The organism is Aequorivita sp. IT1183 (genome assembly GCF_058068265.1).
Genome location: NZ_JBYRHS010000003.1, coordinates 196,100 through 219,210, shown reverse-complemented (window position 1 = coordinate 219,210; position 23,111 = coordinate 196,100). Strand labels below are relative to the sequence as shown.

At 35.8% G+C, this 23,111-nt stretch carries 13 protein-coding genes; 4 read left to right on the top strand and 9 right to left on the bottom strand.

Going from position 1 to position 23,111, the window contains the following annotated elements; translation table 11 throughout:
• Nucleotides 1-9 precede the first annotated feature (9 nt).
• Entirely contained in the window at nt 10-3,732 is a 3,723-nt protein-coding gene (purL, locus tag AC3RVF_RS06585; RefSeq protein WP_489693028.1) for a phosphoribosylformylglycinamidine synthase, read from the bottom strand.
• Between the two features lie 175 nt (nt 3,733-3,907).
• On the opposite strand from purL, the gene AC3RVF_RS06580 reads away from it, so the two are divergent.
• The gene (locus tag AC3RVF_RS06580) at nt 3,908-6,826 is read left to right on the top strand and encodes a GEVED domain-containing protein (protein ID WP_489693027.1); all 2,919 of its coding nucleotides are present in this window, start codon (nt 3,908-3,910) and stop codon (nt 6,824-6,826) included.
• 80 nt (nt 6,827-6,906) lie between these two features.
• Here the strand turns inward: AC3RVF_RS06580 and AC3RVF_RS06575 are convergent, their stop codons facing one another.
• Complete coding sequence (locus AC3RVF_RS06575; protein WP_489689733.1) at nt 6,907-8,118, bottom strand: RsmB/NOP family class I SAM-dependent RNA methyltransferase; 1,212 nt, start codon at nt 8,116-8,118, stop codon at nt 6,907-6,909.
• A 161-nt stretch (nt 8,119-8,279) separates the two neighbouring features.
• Here AC3RVF_RS06575 and AC3RVF_RS06570 point away from each other — a divergent pair, with 161 nt between their 5' ends.
• From AC3RVF_RS06570 to AC3RVF_RS06560, 3 genes are all read left to right on the top strand, one after another.
• Nucleotides 8,280-9,323, top strand: coding sequence for a WD40/YVTN/BNR-like repeat-containing protein (locus tag AC3RVF_RS06570; protein ID WP_489689734.1), 1,044 nt, complete (start codon nt 8,280-8,282; stop codon nt 9,321-9,323).
• 506 nt (nt 9,324-9,829) lie between these two features.
• Nucleotides 9,830-12,319 (top strand): GEVED domain-containing protein, encoded by a 2,490-nt coding sequence (locus AC3RVF_RS06565; protein ID WP_489689735.1) that lies wholly within the window; start codon nt 9,830-9,832, stop codon nt 12,317-12,319.
• A 320-nt stretch (nt 12,320-12,639) separates the two neighbouring features.
• Entirely contained in the window at nt 12,640-13,266 is a 627-nt protein-coding gene (locus AC3RVF_RS06560; protein WP_489689736.1) for a hypothetical protein, read from the top strand.
• A 149-nt stretch (nt 13,267-13,415) separates the two neighbouring features.
• On the opposite strand, the gene AC3RVF_RS06555 is transcribed toward AC3RVF_RS06560, so the two are convergent.
• The 7 genes from AC3RVF_RS06555 to AC3RVF_RS06525 form a co-directional block, all read right to left on the bottom strand.
• Nucleotides 13,416-14,186 carry a 3-hydroxybutyrate dehydrogenase gene (locus tag AC3RVF_RS06555; RefSeq protein ID WP_489693026.1) on the bottom strand — a complete coding sequence of 257 codons (771 nt, stop codon included), beginning with the start codon at nt 14,184-14,186 and terminating at the stop codon, nt 13,416-13,418.
• Entirely contained in the window at nt 14,179-14,961 is a 783-nt protein-coding gene (locus tag AC3RVF_RS06550; RefSeq protein ID WP_489693025.1) for an alpha/beta fold hydrolase, read from the bottom strand. The genes AC3RVF_RS06555 and AC3RVF_RS06550 overlap by 8 nt, the downstream gene beginning before the upstream one ends.
• A gap of 11 nt (nt 14,962-14,972) precedes the next feature.
• Nucleotides 14,973-17,462: a TonB-dependent receptor gene (locus AC3RVF_RS06545; protein WP_489689739.1), complete on the bottom strand. Its 2,490-nt coding sequence runs from the start codon at nt 17,460-17,462 to the stop codon at nt 14,973-14,975.
• A gap of 159 nt (nt 17,463-17,621) precedes the next feature.
• The gene (locus AC3RVF_RS06540) at nt 17,622-19,037 is read right to left on the bottom strand and encodes a hypothetical protein (protein ID WP_489689740.1); all 1,416 of its coding nucleotides are present in this window, start codon (nt 19,035-19,037) and stop codon (nt 17,622-17,624) included.
• A 44-nt stretch (nt 19,038-19,081) separates the two neighbouring features.
• Nucleotides 19,082-20,026: an alpha/beta fold hydrolase gene (locus tag AC3RVF_RS06535; protein WP_489689741.1), complete on the bottom strand. Its 945-nt coding sequence runs from the start codon at nt 20,024-20,026 to the stop codon at nt 19,082-19,084.
• Nucleotides 20,026-21,528, bottom strand: a complete 1,503-nt coding sequence (locus AC3RVF_RS06530) for a class I adenylate-forming enzyme family protein (RefSeq protein ID WP_489689742.1) — start codon at nt 21,526-21,528, stop codon at nt 20,026-20,028. The genes AC3RVF_RS06535 and AC3RVF_RS06530 overlap by 1 nt, the downstream gene beginning before the upstream one ends.
• Nucleotides 21,503-23,014 carry a sodium/pantothenate symporter gene (locus AC3RVF_RS06525; RefSeq protein ID WP_489693024.1) on the bottom strand — a complete coding sequence of 504 codons (1,512 nt, stop codon included), beginning with the start codon at nt 23,012-23,014 and terminating at the stop codon, nt 21,503-21,505. The genes AC3RVF_RS06530 and AC3RVF_RS06525 overlap by 26 nt, the downstream gene beginning before the upstream one ends.
• Nucleotides 23,015-23,111 lie beyond the last annotated feature (97 nt).

Below are 23,111 nucleotides of genomic sequence, written 5' to 3'. Positions count from 1 at the left end.
ATCTATTTTTTACTTCTTTTCAATCCACTCTCTAGCATTCACCAAAGCTTGCACCCAAGGAGTAACCTCGTCGTTCATTCTGTCTTTTGGGTAGGTTCCCCAATTCCAAGGGAAAGTAGAACGCTCTAAGTGCGGCATCATCACTAAGTGGCGACCCGTTTTATCGGTCATCATTGCAGTGTTAAAATCGCTGCCATTCGGGTTTGCTGGCAAAGAATCGTAACCGTATTTTGCAACAATATTGTAATGGTTTTCGGCATTCGGAAAACTGAATTTTCCTTCCCCGTGAGCAGACCAAATTCCCAAAGTACTTCCAGCCATTGAAGACAGCATCACAGAATTATTCTCTTGTATTTTCACTGAAGTAAACACACATTCAAACTTGTTAGTATCGTTATGTAGCATTTTTGGCTTTTGTTCATCTTCAGGATTTAGCAATCCAAGTTCCACGAATAGTTGGCATCCGTTACATACACCCAGTGAAAGCGTATCGTCTTTTGCGAAGAAATTCTTTAAAGCAGTGTTGGCTTTTTCGTTGTATAAAAAGGCGCCAGCCCAACCTTTCGCACTTCCCAAAACATCACTATTACTGAAACCACCAACGGCTACAAGCAATTTAATGTCTTCCAAATTTTCGCGACCTTCAATAAGATCGGTCATATGCACATCTTTTACATCAAAACCTGCGAGGTGCATCATATACGCCATTTCGCGCTCACTATTGCTTCCTTTTTCACGAATAACCGCGGCTTTCGGTCGAGACGAACCGTTCTCGACTGCGCTCGAACTTACAGGAAGTTTTCCAGTGAAATTTTTCGGAAACTCAAACTTTAACGGCTGATTTTTATAATTGTCAAAACGTTCTTTCGCAGCTTTTTCACCACTCTGATTTCTATCTAATAAATACGAAGTTTTATACCAAGCATCGCGCATTTCAGAAATGCTAAAACTTAGTTCTTCGGAATAATTCTTTATTAAAAGCGTTTCATTCTCTGAAACTGTTCCAATCTTTTTAAAATCGATATTGTTTGAAGCAAGTAATTTTTCAACCGAAGCATCTTCCGAAGCTTGAATTACAACCCCAGCATTTTCAGCAAATAGTAATTTCACCAAATCACTTTCGCCTAAACCTGAAAGATCTAAATTGGCTCCTAAATTTACGTCTGCGAAACACATTTCAAGTAAAGTGGTAATCAATCCACCCGAAGCAACATCGTGCCCAGCAAGGATTTTATCGTCTTTAATCAATTCCTGTAAAGTGTTGAAAACCGTTTTTACGTAAGCCGCACTTTTTACGTCCGGTGCTTCGTTACCAATAGTATTTAAAATTTGGCCGAAAGAAGATCCACCTAATTTAAACGCGTCTTGCGAAATGTTGATGTAATAAATACTGCCACTCCCAACGAGTTGGGTTTTCTGAAGAACTGGTTCAACAACCTTTTTAATATCGTTACAATTTCCAGCTGCCGAAATAATTACAGTACCCGGAGAAATTACTTCTCCATCTTTGTATTTCTGCTTCATAGAAAGCGAATCTTTCCCGGTAGGAACATTGATTCCCAAATCGATTGAAAATTCAGAAACTGCTTTTACAGCTTCGTAAAGTCTAGCGTCTTCGCCTTCGTTATTACAAGGCCACATCCAATTTGCAGAAAGTGAAATACTTTTTAGCCCGTCTTTTAACGGTGCCCAAACAATGTTGGTCAAAGACTCAGTAATTGCATTGCGCGAACCTGCAGCAGGGTCAATTAAAGCCGTTAATGGCGAATGCCCAATTGAAGTTGCAACGCCTTCCTTACCGTGGTAATCTAGCGCCATTACACCGCAGTTGTTCAATGGCAATTGTAACGGTCCAGCAGTTTGTTGCTTCGCAACGCGACCTGTTACGCAGCGGTCTACTTTGTTTGTAAGCCAGTCTTTACAAGCCACGGCTTCCAATTGAAGTACTTGTGTTACGTAATCTTTTATTTTTGAAACCTCATAATCAGGATTTTTGTAATTCCTGTTTATGGTTTTGTCTTTCATTATGGTTTTTGGCGAGCTGCCAAACATATCTTCCAAAGCGAAATCCATTGGTTTTTCGCCTTTCTTATTTTCAAAACAGAAACGTTGATCGCCTGTAACTTGTCCAACTTCATACATTGGGGAACGTTCGCGATCTGCAACTTTTTTCAGCTTATCGATGTTTTTCTCATTGATAATTAAGCCCATTCGTTCTTGGCTCTCATTACCCATAATTTCCTTTGCGGAAAGGGTAGGGTCGCCCACGGGAAGTTTATCTAATTCTATGCGTCCACCGGTATCTTCAACTAATTCGCTTAAGCAATTTAGATGCCCACCAGCTCCGTGATCGTGAATAGAAACTATTGGATTCTCATCACTTTCCACCATTGCGCGAATAGCGTTTGCGGCACGTTTTTGCATTTCAGGATTACTACGCTGAATTGCGTTCAACTCAATTCCGCTGTTGAATTCACCAGTATCTGCAGAAGAAACTGCGGCACCGCCCATTCCAATTCGGTAATTATCACCACCTAAAACAACAATTTTATCGCCTTCCTGTGGTTTGCCTTTTATGGCTTGGCTTGCTTTTCCGTAGCCAATTCCACCAGCTAGCATTATTACTTTGTCGTATCCTAATCTGCGCGCGTCTTCTTCGTGTTCAAAAGTTAAAACTGAACCAGCGATTAAAGGTTGCCCAAATTTATTTCCAAAATCGGAAGCGCCGTTACTTGCTTTTATTAAAATATCGAGCGGTGTTTGGTATAACCAATCGCGCTCTTTCATTCCTTTTTCCCAAGACTTGCCCTGAGCGGAGTCGAAGGGTTCCTCGTTCAATCGTGAATAGGAAGTCATATAAACCGCAGTTCCAGCCAAAGGCAATGAACCTTTTCCGCCAGCCAATCTATCGCGAATTTCGCCACCACTTCCAGTTGCAGCACCGTTGAAAGGCTCAACTGTTGTTGGGAAATTGTGTGTTTCAGCTTTTATGGAAATTACGCTGTCAAAATCTTTTTCTTCGTACCAATCTGGCTTGTCGCCACTTTTTGGTGCCCATTGTTTTACAGTCGGCCCTTTTACAAAAGCTACGTTGTCTTTATATGCCGAAACAATATCGTTTGGGTTTTCGGCAGAAGTCTTTTTAATTAATTTGAATAGGGAAGAGGGCATTTCTTTGCCGTCAATTTCAAAAACCCCGTTAAAAATCTTGTGGCGACAGTGCTCGCTATTTACTTGGCTAAACCCGAAAACTTCACTATCTGTTAGTTTTCTTCCAAGTTTTTTTGAAAGGTTTTCCAGATATTCAACTTCTTCCGCATTTAAAGCTAAGCCTTCCTTTTGGTTGAATTCTGAAATATTATCAATTTTCAAAATAGCTTCCGGCTGTACATGAATATCAAAAATATCCTGATTTAATTCTAGAAATTTCTGCGAAAGCATAGGATCAAAAGTTCCTTTTTCAACTGTGCTATTATGAAATTCTTCAATTCGAATAATTTCAGGAATACCCATGTTTTGGGTGATTTCAACAGCATTTGTGCTCCAAGGAGTAACCATTGCGGCGCGCGGACCAATAAAAAAATCCGTCGCGTTTGTAGACAGGACGGATTGCGTTATTTTAGGTTGGTCGCCGAATAGCCACTCTAACTTTTTACTGTTTTCTTCTGAAATATTTCCGTGGGTCTGGACTGCGAAAACTGTGTTTTCAATGTTCCCAAAAAAGTGAATCATCTTTTGAATATTAGGTGTTTTTTGAAGGTGCAAAAGTAAGCAAATTTGAAGGAATTTAAATCATAAAAATTAGAGGCAATCCAATTTATTGCATCATTGTAAACTTCTGGTTCTGTGCGGGTAAAATTTAATCTTAATAAATTACCTTTCCATTTCGAAATTTAAAAATTAAAACATGAAAATTAGAACATTACTATTCGCCACAATATCGCTCTTTGGTTTGGGCGTGTATGCACAAGAAACTTTTCCGCCAGATGAAGTTATTGTTGGAACTTTTATGGGTAAAACAATCCCATTACGCGATTTTGTTACTTCAGAAGATGACCAAAATCAAAGTGTAAAAGAAATTAAAGTTGTGCAAAACCGCTCGCGTGTTCAGGAGCAAGTAAACTTTTCTGCATTGCCAAATGGTTTAGACCAAACCGTTCAAAACGAATTTGGTGTAGTTCAGACCCGCGCCATTGAGCAAAATTTTATTGGTTCGTCCTCTTCAGAATCAGGATTTGTTCCACCAGATCCTACAGGAGCGGCTGGACCTAATCACTACGTACACGCTGTAAATTCACTTGTTAAAATATTCGATAAAACGGGAACTTTATTAGTTGGTCCGGTTTCTTTGGGAGCGTTTTTAGGCATAGGGACCAATTCTGGAGATCCAATTATAATGTACGATCAGCTGGCAGACCGTTGGTTTGTAAGCCAGTTTGGGTCTTCTAATAATTCATTAGCCATAGGAGTCTCTGAGACAAATGATCCTACGGGTGCTTTCAATGTGTATCAATACACCTTCGGAAGTTTTCCTGATTATCCTCATTATAGTGTATGGCACGATGCGTATTATCTTACTGCAAACATCGGAACTACAAATAAGGCTTATGCCGTTGAAAGAGATGTAATGCTTGCAGGAGGCGCAAGTCCGAAAATAATTGGATTTCCACTTCCAGGAATGGTTCAAAATAATAATACCGTTTTAAGTCCAGAACCAGCAAACCTTTTAGGAACTACTTTTCCTGCAAACGTTCCGGGTTACGTTACCTATTTACAAGATGATGGCTGGGCTGGAGTTACTTTCGATCATTTAAAAGTTTGGGAAATAGAATTAGATTGGGTTACTACAAATAATTCTACAATATCGGCGCCATTAGAAATACCTACAGCTCCCTTTAATTCAGTATTTGCTCCTTTTGGAAGTGGTGACGTTGCTCAACCCGGAACGAATCAAAAAATAGATATGATTGGTGGTATAATTTCATACGCCCCTAATTATAGAAGTTTTGGAGGTCATAACAGTTGGGTAATTACATTTAATACAGATATTGATAATAACGATACTTCTGGAATTAGGTGGATTGAACTGAGGAATGATGCAGCTAATCCGTGGTCTATTTTTCAAGAAGGTACTTATGCACCAGCAGATGGCCATAGCCGTTTTATGGGAAGTGCCGGAATGGATGCAGCCGGTAATATAGGTTTGGCATTTAATGTTGCCAGCGGAACACTTAAAGCTGCAATACGCTATACTGGAAGGTATGACGGTGATCCGATTGGGCAAATGACAGTCGCTGAAACTGAAATAATTCAAGGTGTGGGTGTGCAGACATTTACTAATAGATTTGGAGATTATTCACATTTAACAATGGATCCAGATAATTTCACTTTTTGGCATACTGCAGAATACTTTTCTTCAAATGATAACTGGAGAACACAAATAGCAGCCTTTACATTATCTAGCGGTTTTGCGAAGGATGTGGGTGTGAATGCATTAATTCAACCTGTAAACGGAATTTTAACCAATGCTGAAACAGTAGAAGTAAGTATCCGAAATTTTGGATCTGCAGCACAAGCAAATATTCCATTAGAACTAAGAGTTGATGGCAATTTAGTGGCTTCAGAAACTTATGCAGGAAGTGTAGCTGCGAATTCCACGGCAACATACACATTTGCACAAACCGTAGATCTTTCCAATCCTGGACAAACATATTCTCTTCAAATAAAAACCAACTTGGCTGGAGATGAATTTCCAGCGAATGATGCCTATACAAAGAATATTACGAACCTGTTGGCAAATGATGTAGGAGCTACAGAAATTACTGCGCCAGTTTCAGGGTCTGGATTAGGAAATGAAACTATTGTTGCTACGATTAAAAACTTTGGTGCTACTACCCAATCAAATTTTAATGTGCAGTATGTGGTTAATGGTGGTACTGCAGTGGTTGAAACATTTGCTGGACCAATTGCTTCAGAACAGGAGATAAACTACAGTTTTACGCAAACTGCAGATTTTAGTGCATTGGGTACTTACAATGTTACTGTATCTACTTCATTGGTGGGCGACGGAAATGCTGCTAATGATGCTGTTTCAACAGTTATAGAAAATCTATTATGTCAACCGAATCTTAATTGTACTCTTGGTGATGGTTTCAGATTATTATCTATAGCCGAAATAAACAATCCATCTGGATGTGAGGGTTATGGTGATTTTACAAATATGGTAGCAAATTTAGCACCTAACAGTACAAACGCATTGACTATTACAACTAATTACGGAAGTCAATATATAAAAGTGTGGATTGATTATAATGATGATTCTACTTTTTCGGCTAACGAGCTTGTAGTAAATAATTTTCAAATTGCTCCGGGACAAGGTGCGGGTGTATTTACTGAAACAATGGATTTAGTTATTCCTGCTGGCGTTGCTAATGGAGCTCACAGAATGAGAGCTAAGTCAAATTGGAATGGTCCTGTGCCTGCAGATGCTTGCGAAGAAACAAGTTTCGGTGAAACTGAAGATTATACAGCGAACATCGGTACACTTGGTGTTAATGATTTTTCAATTAGAAAAGGCGACTTGATTATTACTTCAGAAAACAACAAAGAGTTTGATGTAAACTTTATTACAAAATATGAAGGCATAGCTTACTTGGCAGTTTACAATATGTTGGGTCAACAACTTAAAATAAAATTGCTGGACAAAATGGGCGATTCGTTTAAAGCAAGACTTGATATGAGCGAAGTTTCAAGCGGCGTTTATCTTGTTAGAATTGGTGGAAAAGACGCTAAATCTTACCAAACCGGACGAATTATTGTAAAATAATTCTAGGTTATAAACATTTTAAAAATAAAAAGAGCGGGCATTTGCCCGCTCTTTTTTATTGATATAAACTTATAATTACATTACTCTTTTTTCTGCATAAGAGAGATGTAAAAGCCGTCAAAACCGCTTTTACTTGGCATTATTTTTTCTTCATTTACAAGTGTGAAATCTTTTCCTTCTTCTCGTTTAAGAAATTCTTTTACTTGTGTTTCGTTTTCCGAAGGAAGTATAGAACAAGTAGCATAAACTAACTGCCCACCTGGTCTAACCATACGCGAGTAGCTATCTAGCAATTCTTTTTGAGTGGCGCGAATTCTATCTAAAAATTCAGGTTGTAATTTCCACTTGGCATCTGGGTTTCTTCTTAAAACACCTAGGCCCGAACAAGGAGCATCGATTAAAACTTTATCTGCTTTCTCGATTAATTTTTTTATCACTTTCGTGGTATCAATTACGCGAGTTTCAATATTGAAAATATCGTTTCGGCGTGCACGACGTTTTAATTCGTTTAGCTTGTTTTCGTATATATCCATTGCAATCAACTGACCTTTATTGTCCATCATTGTTGCAATATGAAGGCTTTTTCCGCCAGCTCCAGCGCAAGCATCAATGATGCGTTCACCCGGTTTAGCGTTAAGTATTTCTGCTACTTTTTGCGAAGAAGCATCCTGCACTTCAAAAAATCCATTTTTAAAAGCATCAGTAGTAAAAACATTTGAACGCTCTTTCAACTTTAATGCGGTTGGATAACCTTTAATGATTTCGGTTTCAATTTCTAAATCTGCTAATTCATTCTTCAGATTTTCAACAGTAGTTTTTAAAGTATTTACGCGCAAAACTACATCGGCTTGCTTATTTAAGGCCGCAATTTCCTTGTCCCATTTTTTGCCGAGTTCTTTATGTCCTAAATCATCCAACCAATCTGGAATAGATTCGCGCATTTTTCTTATTTTAGAAAGTTCGTCGAACCTACCTTTAATACGGCGGGTTGGCGTGTCTTCAAACTGTTTCCATTCTGGGATTGCAATTCCGTTTAAAGTTGCCCAAACAGTAAATAATCTAAAAAGATTAGGACGGTCAAACGGTTCGCGCACTTCAGCAATTTCAGAATACAAGCGTTTCCATCGTACAATATCATAGGTGGTTTCAGCAATAAAGCCTCTATCGCGAGCTCCCCAACGTTTATCGCGCTTCAAAGTATTTTTAAGTACTTTGTCTGCCTGCTTGTTTTCATTAAAAATCAAGTGAAGGGAATCTATGGTGGCGAATACCAAATTTCTGTGTAGTTTCATTGTCTGCATTTTGCGGTTGCAAAGGTATCTTTTTAAAATTAGAATTTTGAATACAAAATACTAAATACGAAGCAGGAAATACGAAAATTGAAAATCATTCATTTCCGAATTATCATCTCTCACAATTAAAGTTATTGTTACTTTTGGCAAAAATTGAATCTATGCGTTTTATAATTGCCATTGCCGCCGTTTTAGTCCTTCTATCCTGCGAAAATAAAGCAGAAGTGGAATTTAGTTCCGTAGAAATTACTCCTGTATTTATTGATAGTTTAAGCATTCGTGCTATACAGCCTTTGGACGAAAACCGAGTTTGGTTTGCGGCAGACAAAGGTAAAGTAGGGCTAGTTGATGGCAACACTCCAAAACTTGCAATTATAAAATACGGCGATTCGCTGCTTCATTTTCGTTCTATCGCAACTACCAAAGAAGCTGTGTTTGTATTGAGTATTTCAAATCCGGCGGTTCTTTATAAAATAGGTTTCAACGGTACAGAAGCAACTAATATTGAAGAGGTTTATACTGAAAAAGGCGAGAATGTATTTTACGATTCTATGAAATTTTGGAATGAAAACGAAGGCATTGCTATTGGCGATCCAGTGGCGAACTGCATGTCTGTTATCATTACCCGCGACGGTGGAAATACTTGGGCAAAATTGCCGTGTGATAATCTTCCAAAAGTTGAAAAGGGCGAAGCGGCTTTTGCAGCAAGCAACAGTAATATTGCCGTATTTGGCGATAATGCTTGGGTAGCAACGGGAGGAAAGAAATCGCGAGTAATGCATACTGCCGATAAAGGAAAAACATGGGAGATTTTTGATACACCAATCGTGCAAGGAAAAGCAATGACGGGTATTTATAGCATCGATTTTTTGGATGATAAAAACGGTATTATTTTCGGTGGAAACTGGGAAGACAAAGCATATAACGAAGGCAATAAAGCGATAACAAAAAACGGTGGAAAATCTTGGAAGCTTATTGCAAATGGTGAAGAACCTGGGTATCGTTCTTCAGTTAAATATATTCCGGGCACAGAAGGGCAGGGGATTGTAGCGATTGGTTCACCGGGAATTTCCTTTAGCGGCGACGGCGGAAAAAACTGGAAAGAGCTTTCAAAAGAGGGCTTTTTCGCAATTGAATTTGTGAACGACAGTGTAGCTTTTGCCTCAGGGAATAACCGGATTTCAAAATTAACTTTTAAGAAGTAATTATTTCACTACGAATACACGAATATTTTCTAGTAGGTGGTTTCACTGCGCACAGACTTTTGATGTTGGGAGGGACCAAATGCCTTTAAGTTAGCCCAATAGAATATTTAAAAATTCATAGTTTTTATTAATTTCAATTAGACTCAATTTTAATATTTGAAATTCTTCAATAAAATACACTAAAACCCGACCTTCTTTTTGTAGTCGGGTTTTTGTTTTGGATCTATTTTTCTGTAAAGAACTAATCTAATCCAGTAATTTCTTAGATAAGTTTTTTTAAAAATATTTTGAGTTTAAAAACTCAGCATTTAATAAAACAGTTGTTCTTAAAAAAGGGAGCCATAAGAATTTGAGGCAAAGAATGTTGTCTGTGATATCTTGTATTTTTAAATAATTTTATTGGTCGCATATTGGCGTCATCTATTGCAAAACCTAGACTTCGGAGGTTTGTAGTTAGATTTTATTTTAGGTATGTTTGGCGAAATCTTAACAAAAACTAATAAATTATGAACAACAGATTACTTAAAAAAGGGTCTTTGCTAGTAGCATTAACAATGTGTTTAGCTTTTACTCAAACTATGAATGCACAATATTGCGTACCTGAGGCTACAAATCAGGCTCGTTATATTAATAACTTTACTACTACTGCGGGCGCTACAAATATTGCAAACCTTGCTAGTGGTTTTTCTGTAGCTGGATATGGTGATTTTTATGATACCCAGACTGCTTCCCAAAGTCTAGTACAGTCAATTGATTTTTCAGTTGATATTGTAGGAGGAACAGCGGGGTTTAGAATATGGATTGACTGGAATCAAGATGATATTTTTGACGCAACTACTGAGGTTGCTTATAGCTCATCTGCATATAGTGCTGCACACACTGGTTCTTTTGAAGTTCCTGCAGATGCTCTGGAAGGAGAAACTAGAATGAGAATTGTGAGCCACTGGTTAAGTAATTCAGGAGATATTGATCCTTGTGAAACTGGCTTCACTTATGGTGAATTTGAAGATTATAAATTCGAAGTAATTTACCCATTAGATTGTACTGGTACTCCAGATGCAGGAATTGCTTTAGTTAATCCAGCGTCTGGTAATCCAGGTGCAATGTATAACGTAAGCGCTCAAGGGTATACTGTTGCAACTGCAATGTCTTTTCAATGGCAATCAAATACTGATGGCGCAGGTTGGGTAGATGAAGGTACTGCAACAGCTACTTATTCCTCATTCGCTGCAACAGCACCTATGAACCTTGGAGTTGAAGTAGAATGGAGATTAGCTTTAACTTGTACTGCTTCTAGTGAAACATCATTTTCAGATGTGGCAACATTTACTACAGTAATTTCCTATTGTGATGCTGATAGCGATACAATTGAAGCTATTACTAGAATTGTTTTTGCTGGAATTGATAATGCTTCTCCAGTAGCAAGCACAGACGCATATGAAGATTTCACTGCAATTATTGCAGAAGTTGAAGTTGATGGCACGTACAGCTTTACTGCTGAAGGTGATACTAATGGAAATTTCACGAACTTCTTTTCTACTTGGATAGATTGGAATAACAACGGTGAATTTGAAGCGACTGAATATTATGAAATTGGTTCTATTAATAGTTCTGACGGAACAGATGGACAACAAGCAACATTGGATATTGTAATACCAAGTGATGCCGTTTTAGGAGAAACACGTATGCGTGTTAGAAAAAACTTTAATGCTGCATCAACCAACCCTTGTGGATCAAATACCTATGGTCAAGTTGAAGACTATACTGTAAACGTAGTAGCTGGAGTTGGTTTCCCAAGTCCTTATTGTGAAATAGAAGATGCTGATGATGTTACTGTTGAGGAAATTACTTCTGTAGAATTTGCTGCAACAACTATAACTAACGATGATGTAACTTCTGTATTGGTTAACAAAACTGATATAATTGTAACAGTTAACGCTGCTGGAGTTTATACGTTAGTAGTTGAGGGTAATACTAATGGCGATTTTACAAACAATATCGTTGCTTTTATCGACTGGAATCAAAATGAAATTTTAGACGATGCAGGCGAAATTTACGAGCTTGGTACTTTAGAAAATAGTACAGGTGCTGATGGAGTTTCTGTGAGCATGGATATAACAGTTCCAGTAGATGCAGTTTTAGGACAAACTCGTGCTAGAATTACAAAAACATACTTTGATGCTGATTCGCCTGTGGAAATTAATCCTTGTGGAATTCAGTTTAATCCATTCGGTCAAGGTGTTTTTCCAAGCTTTGGACAAGCATTAGACTTTACAGTGGAAGTTGAAGAAGTTGTTGTTGGTGGATACTGTGAACCTGTATTAGATTGTACAGATAACGATATGATTACAAACGTTACTTTCCAAGAAATAGATAATACTACTACTTGTAGTCCTAATGGATACGAAGATAATACATCTATGATAGCTACTGTTCAGTCAGGTGGGACGTTCCCAATTTCTGTATCCGTTGGTGATGGATGGGCATTCGAGTCTGTTTCTGTTTGGATTGATTTTGACGGAAGTGAAACTTTTGAAGAAAGTGAATTCTACTTTATTGGAACGGGAAGCGACGAAGCTTTAACTGGAGATATTTCTATTCCTTCCTCTGTTGTAGACGGAGATTATAGAATGAGAGTTCGTGTAGCGGCAGTAGATGAAACTACAGCTACTTGGGATATGTCTTGTGATGAAACACAAGGGTTTGGTGAAACTGAGGATTACACTCTTACCGTTGACGGTGTAGCTGGTGTTAATGATTATGTAGCATCTAACTTAACTTTTTACCCAAATCCAGTGGAAAATGTATTAAACATTTCTGCTACTCAAGTTATTAAGACGGTTTCGGCTTATAACCTACTTGGACAAGAAGTAATGGGTGAAAATCGTTTTGACAATGGAAGCGTAAATGTTTCTGCTTTACCAACAGGCACTTACTTATTCCGTGTTACTTTTGAAGGCGGACAAGTTGAAAACTTCAAAGTTTTAAAGAAGTAATTAGTATATATTACCTTTTAAAATTTAAAGCTGCCCTCATTTGAGGGCAGCTTTTTTTTTAATAAAAACTGAGATACAATAAGAGTGGTAGGTCGGAATGAACTAATTAATTTCCTACTGTAGCGACGGGGGAGAAAACTGAAAAGAACATTCAAATAAGGGCTTTTTCGCTTTGGAATTTATTAATGAGAGTGTAGCTTTTGCCTCGGGCAATAACCGAATTTCAAAATTAATTTTCAAAAAGTAATTTTGTCTTTGATTTTTTGAAAATTATTCTATTTTAGCGTTTTTTATATTAACAAAATATTAAGACCTAACCTATGAAATTTTTCAAAATTACTTTGCTCTTACTTGCCATTATTTCTTTAACAAGCTGTGCTTCCAGTTATCAAGCTATTCAACCTAAAACAATCAATTTTCTTTCTAATAATTCAGATAAAGGAATAAAACTGGAATATAAATACGATGTACTTTACAAGAAGTACGAAAAGAAAGAAGCAAAGAAGGGCGTAAAAGTGGTTGCAGTTAAAATAACTAACGATTCCGATCAAGATGTAATGTTTGGGAGGGATATTAAATTAACCTACGAAAATAGTACGGAAGTCCCAGTTATGGAAAACGATAGGGTTTATAAAACGCTAAAACAAAGTCCAGCTTCGTATTTACTCTACCTCTTACTATCACCAATAATGTTGACTACGGCTAAAACTACTAGCAGTGGTGGATACATAACCCAAGACGAAACCAATATTCCCATTGGTTTAATTTTAGGTCCGGGAATAGCAGGTACAAATATGATTGTCGCAAGTTCAGCGAATAAGAATTTTAAATCAGATTTGTTGGTATATAATATTAACGGCACTTTGATAAAAGCTGGAGAAACCAAATACGGATTGATAGGTATAAAAACTAACTCACCAGATGCTTTAAAGCTGAAAGTGGAATAGCGAATGAAATTGTAGTAAACTCCACTTTAGCGAGGTGGGAAAGACCGCATAATGCCTTTTAATTTAAGTGAAAAAGGCATCAGAATTTTCAATTAACACTTAAAAATTCTCTGATGCCTAATTTTAATTAAACCGCTATTTCAATTAATTTATTGAGCGCTCCAACCTCCATCTAATACAAAGGAAGATCCTGTAATGGTTGTTGAGCTTTCTTTGGCGAGTAATAGTGCCATGTCTGCAATTGCTTGAATAGGTACAAATTGTTTTACAGCTTGCTTTTTCAGCATTACTTTTTCTATAACTTTGTCTTCTGTCATATTATGTGCTATTGCTTGATCTTTTATCTGGCCTTCAACTAAAGGGGTTTTTACATAACCGGGACAGATAGCATTACACGTAATATTAAATGGTGCTCCTTCTAAGGCTAACACTTTTGTTAAACCAATTACCCCGTGTTTAGCTGTTACATATGCAGATTTAAACTCTGATGCTCTTAATCCATGAACCGATGAAACATTAATAATTCTTCCAAATTGTTGTTTTTTCATTTGTTTCCAAACGGCCTTTGAGGCATAGAAAACGGCGTTCATATTTATTGCTATAATATTTTCGTATTTACTATTTGGAAATTCTTCAATGGGCGAAACAAATTGAATACCTGCGTTATTTACTAAAACGTGTAGCGCTCCAAAGGTTTTTATGGTTTCTGCAACCAAACCCTCTATAGCTTCAGATTTTAATAAATTGGCATTAGAAAACGCAACTTTTACATTGTATTTTTCGCCAATATTTTTTGCTATTTCTGCGCCATTAGATTCTAAACCATGAAACATAATATTATAACCTTCTTTGGCAAACTGGTTTGCAAGGCCTAAACCAATACCACTGGTGCTACCTGTAATAAGTACTGTTTTATTCATGTGTTAAAAATTTTTCGAGTTCTATGTTGAATTTTTCCGGTTGATCCATTACAACGCAATGCCTAGAATTTTCAATTACAGCTAAAGTTGCGTTTTGCATATTTTTCACATAGTCTTCCTTGAACGAAATAGGCGTATAATCCATATCTGATGCTATTACCAGTGTTCTTGCGGTAATATCTTTTAGTTTGTCTCCTAAACCCCAAGCCATCAAGGTTACGAATGATTTGTAATACGCATTGTAGTCATTATTTTTGCATCTGGTTTCAAAATCATTTCTGAGGGCTATTTGATGATCTTCGGGAAACAGATTAAATGCAATTTCTTTGGCTAATGGTTCTAAGCCTTTTGTTTCTAAGAATTGGGTTCTGTTATGTAAAAGCTCTTCCCCAATTTCACCCATATCGTTAAAGTCTGGGCCGCTATTCACAATTACTAAATTATCTAAATACGCCGGATAACTTGCCGCCATTTGAAAGGCTACTGCACCTCCCATAGAAAAGCCAACGATTGTTGCTTTTTTAATATTTAATTGATCTAAAAACTGCTTTACATCTTCCGTCATTAATGCTACGCCAAACTCATTTAATGGTTTTGTAGAAATTCCATGACCTCTTAAATCTAATGTGATAACACGATATTTTTTAGAAAAGAAAGGGACTTGTGAGTCCCAATCCTTTTTTGTGGATCCTAATCCATGAAGAAATAGAAGAATGTTTCCTTTTCCATAATCTTCATAGTCAAGTTCAATTTCATTAACTTGTATTATTGACATGGTTTGGAAGCTTAATTAATACTTGTTGAATTCTTTTTGAAGAAATTCATGTGATATTTCAACTCAAAGGAAACTAGTGTTTCAATTATTGGCGAAGCAACAAATTCTCTGATTTTAGCATTAAATAGGTTTGTAACACTAAGACCTAATGAAAGGTTATCATTAAAATTATATCCTGCATTTGCATCAACTGTAAATCCACCTAATTGGCCGTAGTTCCAAGTTCTTCCATTTTGAGCATTTTCAACAATTTCATTAACGCCGTCTCCATCTAAATCTTGCGTTTTTGCAGCAACATTTATTCCTGAGAAGAAATCATAGTTCTCTACATATCTTCCATACATAGCGCCATAAAATTTGCCTTTATTGTAGTGAAATCCTAAACTAAATTTGTTATTTGGCGTATTGATTGGTAATTCACTTTCTAATACTTTACCATCTAAATTACCATCGTTACCAAGATCATTTTTATCAAGATTGCGACCAAAATATGAATAGTTAAATACGGCTCTAAAATCGTCGTTGAAATAATAATTTAACCCAACATCAACTCCATAAGTATCTACGTGGCCAAAGTTTAAATAGGTTAATATAAAAGAACCATCGGAACCTTCAACAACGTCACCAATAGGTTGATCGCCTATGTGAGTTACAAAATTTCCGTTGGCAGCATCTGCAATGTTACGCAATGGGCTAATAAAATTGTTAGATTGATTGTAGTAGGCATTCGCATCGATAAATAATTTATCTGATAGTTTTCCTTTGTAACCAATTTCGTATGAGTCAATGGTTTCTACGTCTAATTTTGAGATTTTAGTACCATCCGTTAGTGTAAATCCTTCTCCATTACCTAGTACTAATCCACCAAATAGGTTTCCTTTAAGATTTAAAATAGATGGTACTGCAATCCCTTTACCGTAAGTTACTCTGAAGGTGCCGCTATTTACTTTTTTAGTAACGGCTAATTTTGGTATAAAGTTGGTACCATATAAATCGTGGTTATCAACTCGTCCTCCAGCTAAAAATCCCCATCCAGTCTGTGGGAGTTTATATTCTAATTGTGTGTAAATACCTGTCTGACCTAAATCTATTCCGTCTTCATCTAAAAGGTAAGTGCCTTTAGAATCTGCCATGTCCAGTTGATACTGTGCACCCAATGTTAAATAGAAATTGCTCCAGTTATTATTGTACTGTCCTTCTGCGTTAAAACGTTGTGAATCATCTCTAAAAAGAGCGCCCCGTTTTAGTGAAATTCCTGTGTCAGGACCAGTTGGGAACCATTGTTCTGCAAGCGATCGTTCGCGTGCTTCTTCTTCAGAAAAACCATTTTCAATAAAAGACACATAATTCTGTGTTCTCTGGTTTATTGCATAGGTTTCATCTGTTTTACTCCAAGTGTAGTAGGTATTAGCAAAAAAGTTTTTAGAAACATATTTTAATTGTGCGACATCTATAGTCCAGTCTTTAATTTGGTTACGTCCAGCATTTGTAATACCAATGTTGTTGTTATTGCTATGTCCATAATATCCATTAATTTCTGAACTTGAGGTTGGCTTATAAAATAAGGAAGCGCCATATTTTTGAGTATCAAAGTCGCGATCTAAATCTAGTTCTGTGTATGCCTTCGTTCCAACATATACACTATCTACATAATCGTATTCTGTACCTTGAGATCTTTCAAAATGCACCTTGTAGGCAAATTTGTCATTAATTACTTGCGCATGTCTCAACCTTGCAGTTAGCACGTTTTGATTTCCAGCTCCTAAAGCAAAAGTTGTTCCTTCAGAAGTTCTTGGATTTTTTGTGATGGTGCTCACAAGACCATTGTGCGCATTAGGGCCATAAAGCGTTCCGTTTGGTCCCAATAAAATTTCAACACGATCAATATCATCTTTAGTAACAGTGGTAAAAGAACCCATTGGCAAACCTGTTGCGATCAATGTGGATAATCTATCATCTGTTAATTGAAGGTTTTTAGAATTGAAGGCTGAATTAAATCCTCGAATATTAATACCAGTACCTAAAACACCACTTCTTACAAAATCAACACCTTTTTGTCTTGCTGCAAGTTCGCCAATATTGAAACTTGAAAATTCCTGAATATCTTGGGAGGTAATTACATTTACCGTTGCTGGTACATCTGTAATTTTTTGGGGTTGTTTGTTTGCGGTTAAAATAACTTCATCTAAAACCGTGTCTGATTCACTTAAAGAGGTATTTAATTGGGTTACCTTTCCTGAAGATACCGAAATGCTCTGGCTAGAAGATGAATAGCCAATATATGTAATAGCCACATTATACGTGCCTACTTCAACGTTGTCGATGTTGAATTTTCCATCAAAATCGGTCATTGTGCCTTTATTTAAACTTTTTATTGATACAGTTGCTCCAGATAAAGGCACGCCGTTAGCATCTGTAATTAATCCTTTAATGGTTCCAGTTTCTTGAGCGCAAACCACCAAGGAACTAATGAGCGCAAAAATTAAAAATAGTTTTTTCATAATATGTGAGTGTTGATTAAGTTGGTTTAGGGAGGCAATCTATTATGAAAAAGCAAACTTAGCGGAACAAAAACAAAAGGTTTTAAGTGTGACTATTAAAATAATTTATAAACCAATGGTTTGTTAAAAGTAACTATACTAGTTAGTTATACTAATTTTTTAGATGTGTGACTTTAGTTCTAAAAATGCTTCAGGCAGACTGTTGGAGAGTCTATCAATAACTTTAATCATGAGTTGTTTTTGGTTTGTAGTGGGCTGTATATCTATGATTGGGGCTTTAATTTCTTCTAATAAACGCACAGAATTTATTTTGCCTTCCATATACCGAGACAGTGAAATACTCCACGATATGTTAGGCACATAGTTGTTTTGTTTCTGCCTTTCTATTTCCTTTTCTATCAGATTATATTTAGTGGAAAGCTTAAGCACTTCTTCATATTTTTCCTGAGCAATTAATGTGTTGAGATACGAGGTAAAAAAATGGTGCCAACGATGGTTTAATACTTCGTTTTTATATTTTTTCAGAAAAAGTTTGGCGGTAGATTCAGCTAAATTATTTTTTTGAAGTTCAGTTAACACGCGGATTTGATACGAACAATACCCAATTTTCTGATGGTAATTGTGTGTTTCTTTGTAGAGGTCTTTGTGCTTTTCCATTAATGAAAATGCTTGTCTCGGGTTGTTGTTACGCAATAAAATGGCAACTAAATTATTCAAATACATTAAAGTATCATTATTATTTTGCCGTATAGATAGATAGCCATAAAACTCCGCTTCCTTAAATTCATCTTGTTTAGAATGTAACAACACACGGCTGGCATAATAATTAGATAATAATCGTCTGGAATACATTTGACCTTGACTAAAGTATTGGTCAATTTGATTAAATATTACTTTTAACTTATCATTCTCATTGTAATTAGTGTACATAAACGCAAGTAAAACAAAGGCCTGATATCTATTTTTACCATCAATATTTTTGTTGTTAAAAACCTGTAAAAGCCAAGTTTCTAAATGCTTTGTTTCGTTATTGTTAAGCGTGTATTGGTTTGTAATTTCGGTTGTAGCAGTGTATAATTTCTCCTTTATAGTATTGGCTTCTTTATAATGTGTTTTATACGTTTCAATAAAATCTGCTACTATTTGATGATCTTTATAACGCATTCGAACCAGCAAATAAGATTTGTACTCTTTGGTAAGGTCGTATAAATTCTGAAAATTGAAATCGATCCTTTTATATGCTGAAATATAATGAAGAAACTCTTTTTCTTCGCTTGAAGCTATAGCATCTGTGAGTATTTTTTGCTTAAGCGATATTAACCAACGGATGGTAGCATCCACATCTATTTTGGCTATTTTCTTCTCAATCCAGTCTTTAATATAGCTGTATTTCCGTTTGTCTATGGCTGGATTAAAAGCTATAAAGTCATTCTTAGATAACGCATTTGCGATTAACAATTCTATAATTTGAAACTTTTCAGAATCGGTGAATTGGTATCTGGTTTGAAGATATTTGGCTTCATTTGGTAATATGGTTTTACTAAATTCAGTAAATTTTTTAAGTTTTGTTTTCATTATACCAAATGAAATTTTTTAGGATTAAAATTTTAAAATACAATTTAATTACCCTCAACAAATTGTTGAATGAGCGTGTTCACTTCATTGTATTTTTCAAATTGCACAAAATGACCGGCATCTTTTACAAACTCCACTTTTACTGTCTTTATCTTTTCTGAAGCTATCTTACCAACATCTTCTGTGGTTAAATTTGGGTTGAGATAACGATTAGGAATAAGCATATCGTTATCGCCAAAAATAACAAGTGTATTTTGAGTTATAGCTTCTAAATTATCATAAACAGGATCGTTTAGCATTCCCGAAATACTATTTACAATGGCTTCACAATGTGCTTCAAAATCTATAGCTTGCTTAATTTGCTTTCTATCGTTAATCATTTTTGAAGTCTCTTCGGGTAGCTTATAAAAATTTAAAGCATAATTTTTTTCAATTTGCTCGTCTGAGGTGTTTTTTACTATTTCAACAGTTAAAAAGTTCTTCAATTTTTTTGAATTGGTTTCAGAAAATTGTTCTAAACCTGCCGGAGCAATTAATATTAGTTTATCAATATCATCTTTATAAGTTGTTGCCAATTTAATAGTTGCTTGACCGCCCATGGAATGCCCTACAAGCACAACGTTTTTCAATGCTAATTTTGTTATGAAATTATGCAAAATAGCGGCGAAATAAGTAGGGGTATATGCTGCATCGGGTTTAGAAGATTTGCCATAACCGGGCAAATCTAAAGCAATGCAAGTATACTCGTTTTTTAAAGCTGCAATGTTTTTAGACCAAGCATCAGAGTTACTACTTAAACCGTGAACAAATAGAATTGTTTTTTCACCGGTTCCTTCTTTAATATAACTTATTTCTGTGCTATCTATAATTGTTGAAAGGGTTTCAAAATTATATTGAGAAAGTATGTCTTTCATAAGCTTTTCAGGGTTTTGCGAAAACAGCGTTGTATTAATTAATGTGAAAAAGAAAATAAATATAAGTCGTTGCATTATTGAAGTTTAATGGTGTTAAAATAATTATATAGCTTTTTTCTAGATACTTTTCCTAAGGTTGTTAATGGTATTTCGTCCAAAATAAAAATATACTTTGGATGCTTAAATGCCACAAGATTAGTTTTTAGCAACTCACGGATTTTTACAACGGTAAGATCTTCGTTATTTGTAGTTACAAATGCAATACCGCACTCGCCCCATTTTTCATCTTTTACACTTAAAACAACAGCTTTTTTAATGTTTTTTATAGCCTCCAATTGTGTCTCTACCTCTTGCGGATAAATGTTTTCGCCTCCAGAAATATACATATCATTTTTCCGTCCTTTTACATACAAAAACCCATCTTCATCGCTGTACATTAAATCGCCAGTAAACAACCAATCTTTTTTAATTTTGTTATTTGTTTTAACTGAATTGTTCCAATAACCTGGAGTAACAATGTTTCCTTTTATGCATAACTCGCCAACTTCATTTGGCTTAACAATGTCTCCATTTTCGTTGACAATTTTAGCTTCCAAATAAAAATTGGGTTTCCCAATTGAATTTGGCTTCAGTTGTGCCATTTTATGATGTAACGATGTTATGCTTGGCCCAGCTTCGGTTAAACCATAACCTGGCCTTATATTAATGTTTTTTTTCTTTTTCCAATAACTAACGAGTTCTGACGGTACTTTTTCACCTCCCGAGATAATGTAACGTAACTTCTTTAAGTTTACATCTTTAAAAACAGGTGTTTTCTGCATCATTAACAACATTGTTGGTAGCGCCATAAATAATGTGGTTCTGTTTAGATCTAATAAACAGAGTATTTTTTCAGCATCAAATTTTTCTAACAAACCAATTTGAGCGCCTTTATGCAGTAGCGGTGTAACAAAAACATTCCAACCAGAAGTATGATAGGGCGGGAGCGTATTTATAGTTGAATCTCTGAAAGTAATTCCTAATTGCATGGAAGTATTCAAGCTGTTCCAAAACAACATTTTATTTGTATAAATAACACCTTTAGGATTACCGGTTGTTCCGGATGTGTAGAAAATAAATAAAGGGTTTTCCGCCTTAATTTGGTGTTCTTTTATAGCAATCTCATTGCTATTTTTATAATGGTGTTTTAGTGCACTAAATGCAATTGGGGTCAAATTTTTAGTTTGCAATTGCCCCACTTTTTCCTGATTATTTTTACTGTAAACAAGTAAACTTGGCGTGCAATCTAAAATGAGTTTAGAAATTTCATTTACAGACAATCGGTAATTTAAGGGAACAATAATAATTCCCATGCGTTGGCAAGCCACAAAAATTACGATAAACTCTAAACTGTGCTCTGCTAAAACTGCAATTCTATCTCCTTCTTCTAGTTGAAGTTCTTGAAACTTTTGTGCCAATCGATTGGCATAGGTGTTTAAGTCGCTATAGGTGTAACTTTCATTAGCGTCATACGATGTTATTGCAATTTTATCGGGCGTATAATCTGCCCATTTAGCTGTCCAATCTAGTGTGTCCAAGTGCTACTTTTTTTGAATCTATTTTATATAATATATAACCAACGAGAACAGATGTTACAATACCGATTGCTGCTGAAACTCCAGGGTTATTTACAGGTTCTTGCATATAAGGAGTTAGTCTTCCATAGTAAATACCAAAATGTACTACAATTGCGGTAATACTAGCAATAAACACTGATCTTGTAGAAACATTCTTTAAAAATGTCCCGAAAAGTACAGGAACAAATGCGGCTGCAAAGTAGGCATAGACACCATTCTGAGCGAAAATTGCTACGCTAATATCTGGATTTTGAATTTGTTCCCAACTCAATAAAAAGCTTACAATTCCAAGAACAATGATAACCACTTTATTAATAGATATAGTGTTTTCAGTAAATTTATCTTTAAATAATGGGTTTATTATATCTGAAGTAATAGTAATAGATAAAGATTGAATTAGACTTTCTAACGTTGAAAGTCCTGCGGATATTAAACCAACAACTATAACTAAACCAACGCCCACAGAAAACTTAGTAACCACGTATGTTGGTATAATTTCATCCATTCTTAATTTTTCTCCATTAACCATAAAATCTGGAAAACTTATTCGTGCATACAAACCAACAATTACCACTAAAAAGAAAACAACCATAAAAGAAATACCACTAAATAGGTAAGTGTTTATTTTACTCGAATCTTTCAATAAAAGTGATTTTGTAATAATATGTGGCTGGCAAACAATTGCAACTCCAATAACGATTTGTGTAGCTATTATTTCGAAGTAATCTCGAAACAAAAAACTGGATGGATTTGTGGGTTTAGTCAAATTTGGGTCAATTGCAGTTAGCTTATCCAAAAAACCAGTAATACCATCCGCAAAATATTCATACCCAGAGCCAATTAAAATAATAGCAACAATAAACATGATTATAGCTTGTATAGTATTGGTATAAACCATTGAATTCGCGCCTCCAAACATCATATACCCAAATACAAAAACAGTAATTCCCATAAGTACATAAAAGGGATCTGCGTTAAGCGATTTAGAAATAACTTGTGTAAGCCCAACATTAATTAATACTATGAAAGTAATGAGCAAAAGTGCAATAATCGCAAAAAAGAACGCATAACTTTTACTGTGGTAGCGCGTGCCAATCCATTGGGCCATTGTGGTTGCTTTAACCGCATTACCCTGTTTAACAAAGCCTTTTGTAAAAACAATTAACGAAATAAATGCAGCAATAGGTAGTACAACCGCAAATGAAATAACACCAGAAATTCCGTAGAGTGCAATAAATCCCGGATTAATAATAAAGGTAGCAGCACTCGTCATTGAAGCTGCCAAAGACAAGCCAACAACCCAAGAAGGGAAGCCAATATTACCAACTGCATAATCTTTTATGCTCGTATTTTTTCGAGCGCCGCGTACAACGAAAAATAGAATCACTGCAGCATAAACTGCTAATAAAATCCACATATAGGTAACCAACTTGTCTGATGCTATCATTTCAATTTTTGTCTTTGAAAACAAATAACAAACTTTAATTATTTTCTGGTTCTATTATTTGTGTTTCTAAAGGTGTGACTTTTATATAATATTGCGG